The sequence below is a fragment of the Pseudomonas sp. 5Ae-yellow genome (genome assembly GCF_014077575.1).
GTDB lineage: Bacteria > Pseudomonadota > Gammaproteobacteria > Pseudomonadales > Pseudomonadaceae > Halopseudomonas > Halopseudomonas neustonica.
In genome coordinates this window covers 334,225-347,879 of the sequence record NZ_JACGWE010000001.1, presented here as the reverse complement: position 1 = coordinate 347,879, position 13,655 = coordinate 334,225, and the positions used below count along the sequence as shown (strand labels likewise).

General features: G+C 57.5%; 13 protein-coding genes. 8 read left to right on the top strand and 5 right to left on the bottom strand.

From position 1 onward, the window contains the following. The first annotated feature begins 109 nt into the window (after window positions 1-109). The 6 genes from epd (at window position 110) to H4J77_RS01615 (ending at window position 5,551) form a co-directional block, all read left to right on the top strand. Window positions 110-1,144 carry an erythrose-4-phosphate dehydrogenase gene (epd, locus tag H4J77_RS01640; protein WP_123888324.1) on the top strand — a complete coding sequence of 345 codons (1,035 nt, stop codon included), beginning with the start codon at window positions 110-112 and terminating at the stop codon, window positions 1,142-1,144. A gap of 55 nt (window positions 1,145-1,199) precedes the next feature. Then, on the top strand, window positions 1,200-2,360 hold the full coding sequence (locus H4J77_RS01635; protein WP_182246761.1) for a phosphoglycerate kinase: 1,161 nt from the start codon (window positions 1,200-1,202) through the stop codon (window positions 2,358-2,360). A 144-nt stretch (window positions 2,361-2,504) separates the two neighbouring features. Next, window positions 2,505-3,569 (top strand): class II fructose-bisphosphate aldolase, encoded by a 1,065-nt coding sequence (gene fba, locus H4J77_RS01630; protein WP_182246759.1) that lies wholly within the window; start codon window positions 2,505-2,507, stop codon window positions 3,567-3,569. Between the two features lie 58 nt (window positions 3,570-3,627). Beyond that, window positions 3,628-3,912, top strand: coding sequence for a hypothetical protein (locus H4J77_RS01625; RefSeq protein WP_182246757.1), 285 nt, complete (start codon window positions 3,628-3,630; stop codon window positions 3,910-3,912). A gap of 38 nt (window positions 3,913-3,950) precedes the next feature. Beyond that, a complete protein-coding gene (locus H4J77_RS01620; protein WP_182246755.1) occupies window positions 3,951-4,424 on the top strand; it encodes a hypothetical protein in 474 nt (157 codons plus the stop codon). A gap of 26 nt (window positions 4,425-4,450) precedes the next feature. Next, on the top strand, window positions 4,451-5,551 hold the full coding sequence (locus H4J77_RS01615; RefSeq protein ID WP_182246753.1) for a PQQ-dependent sugar dehydrogenase: 1,101 nt from the start codon (window positions 4,451-4,453) through the stop codon (window positions 5,549-5,551). A 2-nt stretch (window positions 5,552-5,553) separates the two neighbouring features. On the opposite strand, the gene H4J77_RS01610 is transcribed toward H4J77_RS01615, so the two are convergent. Further along, complete coding sequence (locus tag H4J77_RS01610; RefSeq protein ID WP_182246751.1) at window positions 5,554-6,600, bottom strand: AraC family transcriptional regulator; 1,047 nt, start codon at window positions 6,598-6,600, stop codon at window positions 5,554-5,556. Between the two features lie 144 nt (window positions 6,601-6,744). On the opposite strand from H4J77_RS01610, the gene H4J77_RS01605 reads away from it, so the two are divergent. Together H4J77_RS01605 and H4J77_RS01600 are read left to right on the top strand one after the other, a co-directional pair. Continuing rightward, window positions 6,745-7,947, top strand: a complete 1,203-nt coding sequence (locus tag H4J77_RS01605) for an alkane 1-monooxygenase (RefSeq protein WP_182246749.1) — start codon at window positions 6,745-6,747, stop codon at window positions 7,945-7,947. Then, the gene (locus H4J77_RS01600; protein WP_123888332.1) at window positions 7,944-8,114 is read left to right on the top strand and encodes a rubredoxin; all 171 of its coding nucleotides are present in this window, start codon (window positions 7,944-7,946) and stop codon (window positions 8,112-8,114) included. Before H4J77_RS01605 ends, H4J77_RS01600 begins: the two co-directional genes overlap by 4 nt. Here the strand turns inward: H4J77_RS01600 and H4J77_RS01595 are convergent. From H4J77_RS01595 to H4J77_RS01580, 4 genes are all read right to left on the bottom strand, one after another. Beyond that, entirely contained in the window at window positions 8,109-10,007 is a 1,899-nt protein-coding gene (locus H4J77_RS01595) for an SLC13 family permease (RefSeq protein WP_123888333.1), read from the bottom strand. The genes H4J77_RS01600 and H4J77_RS01595 overlap by 6 nt on opposite strands. Window positions 10,008-10,058: 51 nt before the next feature. Beyond that, on the bottom strand, window positions 10,059-11,441 hold the full coding sequence (gene dbpA, locus H4J77_RS01590; protein WP_123888334.1) for an ATP-dependent RNA helicase DbpA: 1,383 nt from the start codon (window positions 11,439-11,441) through the stop codon (window positions 10,059-10,061). Between the two features lie 118 nt (window positions 11,442-11,559). Next, a complete protein-coding gene (locus H4J77_RS01585) occupies window positions 11,560-12,513 on the bottom strand; it encodes a sensor domain-containing diguanylate cyclase (protein ID WP_123888335.1) in 954 nt (317 codons plus the stop codon). A 14-nt stretch (window positions 12,514-12,527) separates the two neighbouring features. Beyond that, the gene (locus H4J77_RS01580; RefSeq protein WP_123888336.1) at window positions 12,528-13,532 is read right to left on the bottom strand and encodes a response regulator; all 1,005 of its coding nucleotides are present in this window, start codon (window positions 13,530-13,532) and stop codon (window positions 12,528-12,530) included. Window positions 13,533-13,655: the final 123 nt, after the last annotated feature.

The window sequence follows — 13,655 nt, the reverse complement described above, 5'->3', positions numbered from 1 at the left end:
TGAAGCTCGAAGCTGTCAGCTGGAAGTTAAAACCATCCGCAGCTTACTGCGGAGTTAGGGGTTGCTTCCAGCTTCCAGCTTCTGGCTTTCAGCTGACTGGAGTCGCTGAATGTCTGCTCGTCCCCTTTATCGAATCGCCCTGAACGGTTACGGCCGCATTGGTCGCTGCGTGCTGCGTGCGTTGCATGAACGCGGCGACGAACACCTGCAGATAGTTGCGCTGAACGATCTTGCTGATCGCGAGAGCATTGAATATCTGACGCGCTTTGATTCGACCCATGGACGTTTTCCCGGTGACGTAAAACTCGCCGGGGATGACCTGCTGATCAACGGCAGTCCGATTCGCGTGCTGCGCCAAGCCGAGCCCGAGGGCATCGACTGGCACGGACTAGGGGTCGATCTGCTGCTGGAGTGCTCGGGGCAGTACACTACGCGCGAACAGGGCCTGCGTTTTATCCATGCTGGCGTGCCGAAAGTGCTCTTCTCTCAGCCAATGGCCAACGAGCAGGCGGTGGATGCGACTCTGGTCTACGGTGTCAATCAGCATCAGTTGCCCAGCGATGCGCGCTTGGTCTCCAATGCCTCCTGCACGACCAACTGTGGTGTGCCGCTACTCAAGTTGCTGAACGAACAGCTGGGGCTGGATTATGTGTCCATCACTACTATCCATTCGGCGATGAACGATCAGCCGGTGATCGATGCTTATCATCATACCGATCTGCGTCGCACGCGCTCTGCCTTCCAGTCGATTATTCCGGTATCCACCGGCCTGGCTCGCGGCATTGAGCGTCTGCTGCCTGAGTTGGCAGGTCGTATCCAGGCCAAAGCGGTGCGCGTGCCCACCGTGAACGTCTCAGCGTTGGACATAACCCTGCAGACCACCCGCGACACCAGTGCTGCGGAGGTTAACCGGCTGCTCCGTGAGGCCGCTGAAGGGCCGCTCGCCGGGTTGTTGGATTACACCGAATTACCGCACGCCAGTTGCGATTTCAATCATGATCCCCATTCCGCGGTGATAGATGCCAGCCAGACTCGGGTGTCCGGTCCCCGGCTGGTTAATTTGCTGGTCTGGTTTGATAACGAGTGGGGCTTTGCCAATCGCATGCTGGATGTTGCGCGCTATTGGTTGCGGCGCGAAGACTGACGGCTTTTAGCGCGTTGATCTGCAAAAATTCTTAGTTAATTACAAGGAGCGGGCTATGACCGTACTCACCATGCAGGAGCTGGACCTCAAGGGCCAGCGTGTACTCATTCGTGAAGATCTCAACGTGCCGGTAAAGAACGGGCAGGTCGCGAGCGACGCACGCATTCTTGCCGCCTTGCCGACCATCAAGCTGGCGCTGGAACAGGGCGCGGCCGTGATGGTCTGCTCGCATCTGGGCCGTCCGGAAGAAGGCGTGTTCAGTGAAGAGAACAGCCTGGCGCCGGTAGCCGCTTATTTGAGCAAGGCCTTGGGCTGTGAGGTGCCGTTGGTGCGCGATTACCTGGGTGGCGTTAGCGTTGAGCCCGGCAAGGTGGTTTTGCTTGAGAACGTCCGTTTCAACAGCGGCGAAAAGAAAAATACCGATACCCTGGCGCAAGAATATGCCGCGCTCTGCGACATCTTCGTTATGGATGCCTTTGGTACCGCGCATCGCGCTCAGGGTTCGACCCATGGCGTCGCCAAGTTTGCCCGCATTGCCTGCGCCGGCCCCTTGTTGGCTGCTGAACTCGATGCGTTGGGCAAGGCATTGGATAAGCCCGCGCGGCCGATGGCCGCGATCGTTGCTGGTTCCAAGGTGTCGACCAAGCTCGACGTGCTCAATTCTCTGTCTGAGAAGTGCGATCAACTGATTGTTGGTGGCGGGATCGCCAATACCTTCCTGGCTGCTGCCGGTTTGCCGGTTGGCAAGTCGCTTTATGAAGCTGACCTGGTTGAAACGGCCAAGGCGATTGCCGCCAAGGTCAGCGTGCCGTTGCCGGTCGATGTGGTGGTTGCCAAGGCTTTTGCAGAAGATGCCGAAGCCACGGTCAAGGCGGTGGCTGATGTCGCCGAAGACGACATGATTCTGGATATTGGCCCGCAGACGGCGGCGCAGTTCGCCGAATTACTCAAGTCGTCCGGTACTATTCTGTGGAATGGTCCGGTCGGCGTGTTTGAGTTCGATCAGTTTGGTGAGGGCACCAAGGCGCTGGCATTAGCTATTGCGGCGAGCCCTGCATTCTCGATTGCTGGCGGTGGTGACACCCTTGCCGCAATCGACAAGTATGGCGTGGCCGACCAAATTTCTTACATATCCACTGGCGGCGGCGCTTTCCTCGAGTTTGTTGAGGGTAAGGCCTTGCCAGCGGTCGAAATACTCGAAGAGCGTGCCCGCTGAGCGGGCAGCAGCAAACCTGGATCAATTAGCCCCCTTGCCGGTGTCGCCAGCAAAGGGGTGACCAAGCTTGAGTGAGATGAGTAAACTGTCAGCAGATTCGTTGGCAGTTTGCCGCTCTAGATAACTTTTACGGAGAGATTAATTATGGCCCTCATCAGTTTGCGCCAGATGCTCGACCACGCTGCCGAATACGGCTACGGCGTACCTGCCTTCAACGTCAACAATCTGGAACAGATGCGAGCCATCATGGAAGCGGCGGATAAAACCGACTCTCCGGTGATCGTGCAAGCGTCTGCTGGCGCGCGTAAATATGCGGGTGCGCCTTTCCTGCGCCACCTCATTCTGGCTGCGATTGAAGAGTTTCCGCACATCCCGGTTTGTATGCACCAGGATCACGGCACCAGCCCGGGCGTTTGCCAACGTTCCATTCAGTTGGGTTTTTCGTCGGTGATGATGGACGGCTCTCTGGGTACCGACGGCAAGACGCCAACGGATTATGAGTACAACGTCGATGTGACTCGTCGCACCGTTGAAATGGCCCACGCCTGTGGTGTTTCGGTTGAAGGCGAGCTGGGTTGCCTGGGTAGCCTGGAAACCGGTCAGGCCGGCGAAGAAGATGGTATTGGTGCCGAAGGTATTCTCGACCACAGCCAGATGCTGACCGATCCGGAAGAAGCGGCTGATTTCGTCAAGCAGACCGGGGTTGATGCGCTGGCCATTGCGATTGGTACCAGCCATGGCGCCTACAAGTTCACCCGTCCGCCAACAGGCGATATTCTGGCAATTGAGCAGATCAAGGCGATCCACAAGCGTATTCCGGATACGCACCTGGTTATGCACGGCTCTTCTTCCGTGCCACAGGAGTGGCTGAAAATCATCAACGAGTTTGGCGGTGAAATCCCCGAGACCTATGGTGTGCCGGTAGAAGAAATCGTTGAGGGCATCAAGTTTGGCGTGCGCAAGGTGAATATTGATACCGACCTGCGTCTTGCCTCGACTGGCGCCGTCCGCCGCTTCCTGGCTGAGCACCCGAGCGAGTTTGACCCGCGCAAGTTCCTGGCGAAGACAGTCGACGCTATGCGTGATGTCTGCATCGCTCGTTACGAGGCCTTTGGTACTGCCGGTAATGCATCCAAGATCAAGCCGATCTGCCTGGATGACATGTTTGAGCGTTACGCCCGCGGCGAGCTTGATCCCAAGATCAACTAAGCGCTTTCAGCAGGGCGGCTTCGGCCGCCTTGTTACCTTGTGGCTCGGAGAAAATGACATGCAGCCAATTGATGAAGAACCGGATGAGGCGTTTGCCCAGAGCAAACTGATCGAGGCCGTTGAAAACCAACTTGCCAGTGGCGAGCCGGCCGCGGCCCAAGCCACGCTGAACAAATTGACGCTGGTAGGGTATGGCCATGATGAAAGTCTTGAGTTGATGGCCCAGATACTGGCCCACTGCATAGGCGTGATGCTGGACACAGATCAGCCGTTTGATAATCAGGCTTATGAGCAGGGGCTGCGCAATCTACCCGAACTGCCTGAAGGCCCTGCTGCAGATTGACGTGACACCCCATTACTGACTGATCAGGAACAATAAGAATGAAGCTAGCATCCGTCTTGCGGATCCTCTTTTGCTATCTGCTGAGCGTGGCACTGGGCACAGTGCTTGGCAGCTTGGTGCAAACCCAGTTCAACCTGTTTTTTCTGCAGGAAATGGGCGTGCCGGTTGAATTGTCAACGCGCCTCGCTACCAGTTGGCATGACCTGTTGCATTTTACACCCTTGTTTTCCGTAATGGTGGCCGCGACTCTGCTGCTGGCGTTACCGGTAGCAGAGGGCCTGGGGCGTATCTTCAAGCCGTGGCGCGGCCTGCTGTACCTGCTGGCTGGTGGCGGCGGTATTTGGGTCGCCTTTACCCTGGCCAATTACCTGTTGCCGATGCCCACATTTATTGCTGCTACGCGCGGTACCGCCGGCTTGCTATGCATGATGTTGGCGGTGGGGATTGCTAGCTGGCTATTTGGTCGCCTGACTAAACCTAAAGCGCGGCGCGGGCTGCGGGTGCTGGGCTGACTTGCTGGCCCGAGGAGAATACAACAATGTTGAGTAAATCTGTTTTTGGCGCAGCGCTCTTGCTGGCGGCAGGCTCGGGTGTTCAGGCCGCAGACTACCAGGTCGAAACGGTTGCCGAGGGTCTGTCCTTCCCCTGGGCGCTGGCGTTTCTGCCGGATGGCGGCATGCTGGTCACCGAGCGCGCGGGACGTCTGCGTTTAATCAATGCCGAGGGTAAGTTGCAGGCTGAACCCATTGCCGGCGTGCCGGAAGCGTTCGTCAACAGTCAGGCGGGGCTGATGGGGTTGGCCCTGGCCCCGGATTTTGTGCAGTCGGGTGAGCTGTTCATGAGTTATGCCTGCGGTACCATCGAAGCCAACCATACTTGCCTCGCGTCGGCGCGTTTTAATGGCACTTCGCTGGAAAATACCCAGGAAATCTTTCGCGTGCAGCCAGCCAAGAAGGGCAGCGCACATTACGGCGGGCGCATGGCTTTTCTGCCGGACGACACCCTGCTGCTAACCCTGGGTGATGGTTTCGATTACCGCGAACAGGCGCAGAATACGGCTAACCATCTGGGCAGTATTGTGCGCCTGAACCGCGATGGCTCGGCGCCTGAGGATAACCCTTTTGTCGCTCAGGATGGCGCACAGCCAGAGCTGTTCAGTATTGGCCACCGCAGTGTGCAGGCGATTCTTTACGACGCGCAGACGCAACGTATTTTTAGTAACGAGCATGGGCCGCGCGGTGGTGACGAAGTCAACCTGATCGAAGCGGGCAAGAACTACGGTTGGCCAAAAATCACCTATGGCATCGATTACGATGGTGCGCAGATATCGCCCTATACCGAGCTGCCAGGGCTTGAGCAGCCGCTGCTGTACTGGACTCCGTCCATCGCGCCCTCGGGTATGACCCTGTACCGCGGCGAACTGTTTCCGCAGTGGCAAGGCAATCTGCTGGTGTCTGCATTGGCCGGACGGGAAGTCCGCCGGGTAGTGCTCGATGGTACCGAAGTGGTTGAGCAGGAGAGTCTATTCAAGGAGTTGGGTGCTCGTTTTCGTGATGTACGCACCGGGCCGGATGGGGCTGTCTATCTGTTGACGGATAGCGCCAATGGCAGCGTGTTACGGGTCACTCCCGGTAATTGAAATCAGTCGCTTGGCCGCTGTGTTTTGTCCCGCTGAAATTGGGCGCGATACGTTTTTGGTGTCGCGCCGTACCAGCGGCGAAACGTGCGGCTGAAGTTGCTGGTGTCCTGGTAACCCAGCTTTTCTGCTACGCGCTCTACGCTTAGTTCGGTATGGGCGAGCAGCCAACCCGCTTGCTCACTGCGCAATCTATCCATAATCTGCTGATAGCTACTCCCCTCGCTGTGCAAATGGCGAATCAGGGTGCGCGCGGTGACGTGTTCCTGTTCGGCCATTTGCGCTAGCGTGGGGTAGTCTTGCTCACATTCCAGCAACCGCTGCTTTATGCGTTCACTTAGTGCGCCGCCACGTTGCAGGCGCTGAAGTTGATGTTCGCAATCACGTACAGCGTGCTGGCAAGCCTCGCTATCCGCGCCAAGGCACGGCTCCTCCATTAGCCCCGCTGGTAGGTGGATACGCAGGGCATCTGCATCGAAGCGCCAGTCGCGCGCGTAACCTCTAATCTCTTTCGACCAGTCCGGTTCTGGCAGCGGCCAGTCAATGCGGATGACGTCATGCAGCGGCTGGCCGCCAAGGGTTTCCAGTAGGCGTAGCAGGGCAGTAGTGAAGTGGCCCAACAGGTACTCGCGAATGGCTGCGGGCATCCGCGACTCGTCCAGCACCAGTACGGGTGGCTGCTTGCGCTCCCATCGGAAAGCGCCCAAGTGCTGGCGCAGGCTGCTGTAGTGTTCGGTGAGGCCGATGGCTTCGCCAATGGTGTTGGCGGTGACCGCGGCGTAGCCCGCTGGGCCATGCGCGCTAACGTCGGTGTGCATGCCTACCGCAAAGCCCAGCCAGGGACAGCCGCTAAGCCTGATGGCGCTAGCTAAAAGGCTTTGCAGGCTGCTCATGTTAAGGAAGTGATTGCTGTGCAGTAGCGCGTCCCAGTCTAGCGGGCTGTCGGCCTGTATCTGTTCGCTACTCAGCCCCTGACGTAACAACTCGGCGTAGACCAATCGAGCGTATACGGGATGAACAGCCGGGCTGAGCCAGAATTGGTTGGACTGCATACTGAACCTTGTTGTGTTTTATGAGTTGGCGGCAGTAGCTGTTGTCACAATATGACGATAATTTGCCGGTTGCAACGGGTGTTGCGGTTAACGGCTGAGCAGAAGATAGGACGGTCATAGCCATAACAACAAGAGGATGACTGCATGACTGCAACTGCTGCGCAAGATAATGGCCTTTCAGGCTACGTGGACCGCAAACGCCGCCTTTGGCTGTTTTCGTTGATGGTGCCAGGGCTGGCACTGGTCGGTCCGTTGCTTTATATGCTGGTGTCGCCGCAGATCATCTGGCTGTGGTTGTCGACCCTGTTCGGCTACGTCGTAATCCCCATGCTGGACGGCGTGCTGGGAGAAGATCTGAGTAATCCGCCGGAAGAGGCGGTTCCCGCCCTCGAGGCCGATAGCTACTACCGTTATGTGACCTACGCTCTGGTGCCCATTCTGTGGATCAGCTTTCTGGTCAATATCATTTTTCTCGGTACCCACGATCTGCCCTGGTATGGAACTCTGGCTGTCATTCTGGCGACCGGCGGCTCGCTCGGTTTTGGCCTGAATCTCGGGCATGAGATGGGGCACAAGAAGACATCGCTGGAGCGCTGGTTGGCAAAGATTACTCTGGCTTTGGGCTGTTATGGGCACTTTTTTGTAGAGCATAACCGCGGTCATCATCGCGATGTGGCTACTCCGGAGGATCCCGCTTCAGCTCGCATGGGCGAGAGTATTTACCGTTTTGTGTTTCGCGAGATGCCCGGCGCCTTCTTTCGTGCCTGGGATCTTGAAGCTCAGCGGCTGGATCGCTGCGGCAAGTCGGTATGGAGTCTGGAAAACGAGATTCTGCAGCCTGCGCTGATCAGTGCTGTGCTCTATGGTGGGCTGATTGCCTGGCTGGGTATCGAGATGCTGCCAATCATGCTGCTGATTGCCTTTTGGGGCGCTTTCCAATTGACTCAGGCCAATTACATCGAACATTACGGCCTGTTGCGTAACAAGCAGGCGAACGGGCGCTACGAGCGTTGCCAGCCGCACCATTCGTGGAACAGCAATCACCTGTTTTCCAATTGGGCGCTTTTTCATCTTCAGCGTCACTCTGATCATCACGCTCACCCAACACGGCGATATCAGTCGCTACGTGACTTCCCCGATCTGCCACGTTTACCGAATGGCTACTTTGGTATGTACCTGCTGGCCTACTTCCCGCAGCTCTGGGCTAAGGTGATGGATAAACGCCTGCTCGCTGCGGTTGATCGTGATCCGGAGCGCATCAATTTCTTGCCGGCGAAGAAAGAGATGTTGATGCGCCGCTACAATCTGGGGCCGCAAGAACAGGTGCCAGAGGAGGTTTTGGCATGACGCGATACCGTTGCCCGGAATGTGACTACGAGTATGCCGAAGCGCAGGGTGATCCCCATCAGGGATTCGCGCCGGGTACGCCCTGGGAGGCGTTGCCGGACAGTTTTACCTGTCCGGATTGCGCGGTGCGCTTCAAGGAGGACTTTACGCTGGTCGAGGATTCATAGCGGCCACACCCACAGCAGCATGGGAATGCTGACGGTAACGACCAGCAGCTCCAGTGGCAAGCCGAGGCGCCAGTAATCGCCGAAGCGAAAGCCACCGGGACCGAGGATCAGGGTATTGTTCTGATGGCCAATAGGTGTCAGAAAGGCGCAGGAGGCGCCTATCGCCACGGCCATCAGAAAGCTGTCGGCATTGACGTGTAACTGCCCGGCCACGCTCAAGGCGATGGGGCACATGACGGCGGCGGTAGCCGCGTTGTTCATGAAGTCGGATAGCGTCATGGTGACGATCAGGATTAACGCCAGGGCAATGATCGCATTGCCCTGAGCCAGATGTTCCAGCAGCGTTTTGGCCAGCAGGTCAGCAGCGCCGGTACTCGCCATGGCGGCGGCCAGCGGCATTAACGCAGCCAGCAATACGACAATCGGCCAATCCACTGCCTCGTAGATTCGGCGTAACGGAATGACGCGTGTCAGCATGTACCCCAGCACGCCGGCGATAAAAGCAACGGCTGCCGGGAGTATGCCAAAGGCGGCAAGACCGATGGCCCCCAGCATAATACTGATGGCGTATAGAGCCTTGCGGCGGTCAGGGATCAGAATGCTGCGTGCCGCCAACGGCACACAGCCATACTCACTGGCAAAGCCGGAGATGGCCTCTGGTGGTCCCTGCATCAGGAGTACGTCACCGGCTTCAATCGCGGTCCAGCGCAGGCGACGAATGGACCTGTGGCCCTGCCGCGATATCGCCAGCAAATTGATACCAAACCGGGTGCGTAGTTGAATGTCCGATGCGCTTCGACCCAGAATGTCTGCGCTGGGCTGAACGGCCAACTCGCGCAGGGTTATTTCATCGGACTGATCGGGTTTGCTGTTTTTTTCTTTGCTCGTCTCTTCGCTCGCGTCCGGATCTTCCTGCGGGCGGCTAGCATCGCTTACGTTGGCATCCTGCTCGGCGTGTTCGTCGCCATCTTCCGACTCGCTGTGTTTTTCTGTCGTACTGGTAGGTACCGCTTCTTCCAGTTTTAAGCCAAGGCGTGTCAACGAAGCGCCAAGTCCCTCTGGTTCTGCCTCAATAACCAGGATGTCACCGGCATGCAGTATTCGGCTGGGCATAGGGGCGGTGACGCGGAAGTCGTTGCGGACCATACCGACAATCTGGGCATCGCTCTCGTCCAGCAGTTTCTCCACTTCCGCGAGGGTCTTGCCGTCGGCCTTGCTGTCAGCGTCGATATGCACTTCGGTCAGATAGGTGCCGGTATCGAAACTTCCGACATCGGGTTGCGTGCGATGCGGCACCAGCCAGCGGCTGGTCAGCACGACAAAGACAATCCCTGCTGCCGCAACTGACAGGCCCACGGGAGTGAAATCAAACATGCCAAAGCTGCCCAGCTCCTGTTGCGCGCGAAAGCCCGCTACGATCAAGTTGGGTGGGGTGCCAATCAGCGTAGTCATGCCGCCGAGAATGGTGCCGAAGGCCAAGGGCATGAGCACTTTGCCGGGTGGTAGCCCTTCGCGCGCAGCGAGTTGCAGGGCCAGTGGCATCAATAGCGCCATGGCACCTACGTTATTCATGAAGGCGGAGAGGAAAGCGCCAAGCAGAGTCAGCACTATCAGGCTGAGCAAGGCGCCGCCGCGCTTGGGCAGGACGCGCTGCGCCAGCGCCTCAACAGCGCCGGTGGTCTGCAAGCCTTTGCTGAGAATCAACACTGCTGCCACGGTGATGACTGCAGGATGGCCGAAGCCGACAAAGGCGTCAGCCGCTGGCGTCAACCCGCTTACTACGCAGGCCATCAGCGCGGCCAGGGCGACCACATCGTGTCGCCAGCGCCCCCAGAGGAACAGGGCAATAGTACAACCCAGAATCAACAGAATCAGTTGCTGACTGGCATCCATGAACAGCCCTCGTTTCGGCCCGGTTACGCTGAAGGTGCGTTGCGTGTGCGCTTACGACAGTAAGCGAACTTTAAAGCGACGGCCTTTGATCTTGCCTTCACTCAGTCGAGCTAACGCTTTTTTGGCCTGATCCCGGCGAATAGCGACCAATGCTTGATAGTCGCTGATGCTGATTTTGCCAATAGCATCGCTCGCTAATCCGGCTTCACCGGTCAGCGCCCCCAACAAGTCGCCGGGACGCAGCTTGTCCTTGCGACCGCCTGCGATAGCCAGTGTAAGCATTGGTGCTACCAGGGGTTCGGTGAGTGTGGTCGGCAAGCTATCCAGCTCCTGCCAGTCCAGGGGCTCTTTACTATTGTCTTCGATTGCGCGCGCGCGCTTTAGCTCACGTGGTGCGACCAGACTGAGTGCCAGGCCTGACTGCCCGGCACGACCACTGCGGCCGATGCGATGAGTATGCGCCGAAGGATCGCCAGAAAGTTCAACGTTGATGACCGCTTCCACGCCTTCAATATCGATACCGCGCGCAGCGACATCGGTGGCGGTCAGGACACTGCAGCTTTGGTTGGCAAATAGTGCCAGCACCTGATCTCGATCACGTTGCTCCATATCGCCGTGAATGGCCTGCGCACTGATGCTGTTGGCATTCAGGAAGTCTGCCAGCTCCTGGCACTGCTGGCGCGTGTGGCAGAAGGCGATGCATGGCTGCGGACGATTGGCCGCCAGCAGTCGCAAAACGGCGTCAAAGCGTTGAGCGTCTTCGATTTCGTAGAAACGCTGGGTTATGGGGTTGCTCGGGCTCGCGTCATTGATGGTGACTTGTTTGGGGTTGCGCATGAAGTCACTGGCCAAGGATTTCAGCCCTGCCGGGTAGGTCGCGGAGAACATCAGCGTCTGCCGCCGCTTGGGCGTGTGGCCGATAATCTCGCGTATGGGATCGACGAAGCCCATATCGAGCATGCGATCAGCTTCGTCCAGTACCAGGCAGTTAAGGCTATCGAGCTTGAGGGTGCCGCGGGCCAGGTGGTCCTGGATGCGCCCTGGGGTCCCAACGATAACGTGCGCACCTTGTTCCAGAGAGGCCGCTTGCGGCCCAAAGGGCGTGCCACCACAGAGCGTGATGATCTTGATATTGGGCAGTCCCCGAGCGAGGTTGCGCAGCGCTGTGGCGGTTTGCGTTGCCAGTTCACGGGTTGGGCTCAGCACCAGTGCCTGGCAACCAAAGAACTGAGGATTCAGCGGTGTAAGCAGCCCAATACCGAATGCAGCGGTCTTGCCACTGCCGGTGCGTGATTGGGCTAACAGGTCATCACCCTGCAGAATCAGCGGCAGCGCTTCTGCTTGAATCGGCGTCATGCTCGCATAGCCCATTTGTTGCAGGGTTTCGAGCATGGCCTGAGGAAGTGTTAGCGAGTCGAAGGAAGTCTGGGTCACGGGGCAAGCCTGGCGCAAAGAAAGGGCCTGCAGTGTATCAGATCGCAGCTCTCTACTAGCAGCAGGTCAGCGCTTGGCGGGCCTGGCAATCAAGTCGGATGGAGAGAGAGCTCGCCGTTTATTGCCATACAGTCGTGCGGTTTCGCCCCTCTGCTTTGGAGCGATAGAGCGCTTTGTCTGCGCGCTCGATCAGATCCTGATACTTTTCAATATCGGGCGTTATTCCCGCAACGCCGACGCTGACAGTGAACTTCAGCGGTGTGCCCTGATGCTCAATCTGTTGCCGCTCAATACTCTCCCTGAGACGCTCGGCAAACTGCTCGGCACCTTCCAGCGAGGTATCCGGCAGCAGTATGGCAAACTCTTCACCACCGTAGCGCCCGCAGAAGTCGGTCTCTCTGGCCAACTGTTCGGTCAGTCTTGCTGCTGTGCGGATGACTTCGTCGCCAGCCTGGTGGCCAAAGCTATCATTGATTTTTTTGAACTGATCGATATCCATCATTACCAGGCTGACCTGATTGTCGTAGCGCTGGTAGCGAGCGAACTCGTGCTCAAGACAGCTTTCCCAGTAGCGGCGGTTGAGTAGCCCGGTTAAACCATCGCGCAGTGCCAATTCCTGCAGCTTGGTGTTGGCCGACTCCAGCTGACGCTTATTCACGGCAACGCCGGTCACGTCATAGATAATCAGACATACGCGGTCGGTTTTGCCGGTAATGCTGCTCAGCGGCAGGATAGTAACGTTCTGGTACATCTCGTCGGCCAGCCCGGTGATGGGCTGGTAGCTTTTGAAACGAAACAGGTTGGGGCGCTGCTCCCAGATGGTAAAGGCACGGGTACCCAGCATCACCGAGGTTTCAACTTTCTGTGTGAACCAGGCCTGGTCAATTTCCGGGAATAGCTCGAACAGCGATTGCTGGTTTACCTTGTCCGAGCCGAAGCCGGAATGGTTCTCCATAAAGCTGTTCCATACTTCTATCTTGTAGTCGCGATCCATGACTACCAGGCCTACATCGATACTTTGCACAATATCGAGCAGCCAGTGAAGTTCATTGATGTCAAACTGAGCAGCCATGCACCTTGCCTTTTTCAGTTGATCATAAAGTCTAGAGTTTCCCGCAGCCGAGGCACGGAATCTTCGGTGAACAGCAGCAACAGGTCGAAATGAATCTCCAGGTCTTCCAACCCGTAGCTGATCTCTACAGCCAGGGTGCGCTTCCAGCGACGCTGATTAATGCGTATCAAATCTTCAATGGGGCAATGTTGCCCAAGCACCATTGGGTGGCCCTGTGAAAGGGAAATATTGAGCTGTTCAGACAGGCCGTTGAGGCAGGCTCCAATGATGATGCTGGCTAGATCGAGCAGCATCTCAAGCTGAGCGCTCTCATCTTCCCGCGTGTTCAGGAGGTGTGCAACGTCGCCGATCTCTGAATCATGAAATATCAGCAATGCCTCGCCGGCCACCCCGGCGCCAATAAAGCCCTGACAGATCGCAGAAAGGCGCTGACCGCGCTGTGCGTCGGCTAACGCCATATGCAGCTCGCCGACTTCCAGGATGTTGACGTTGGGAATAGGTAACTTGATAAAAATACCGAGTACCCGGCCCAACAGCTCTGCGGCGCGGCCCATCGCGACGTTCGAGACCTCGCGAAAGGCATCTCGGAAAGACACGGTAGGCAGATGCAGATCGCTTTCTCTGCTCTCTGCAGGTGCCTCTGTCAAAGGGATCTCAACACCGAGCGAATTTAGGGCTTCGGCAAGTTGTAATGGATCGGCCGGCTTTTTCAGGAACGCCTTGGCTCCCAGTGCCTTTGCCCGCCGTACGGCTTCTTCCTGCACATCGCCGGATACAACGATGACGTCCGGTGTCAGCGCCTCTTCGCGCAGCGCCGCAAGGACGCCGAAGCCATCCAGCTCAGGCATCGTCAGATCCAGGAGTACTACCTGCCCAGCTCCGGCACGAATGGCTGCAAGTCCCTCAAGGCCATTTGTAGCTTGCGTGATCCGGAATGGCCAATTTGCTGGCAGCGCCCGAATCAGCTGCTTGCGAGCCATATTGGAGTCGTCACATACCAGCAGGGAAATTGCGGTCACTTTGAGATCCTTGGCACTATTGTCGGTTATCGCTGCTACTATCTAGTCTCTGGGCAGATGGCCATCACCTGATTTGTGTTGCAGCATGACAACATCTTGGCCCATTGAGAAGCGATTGAGGTA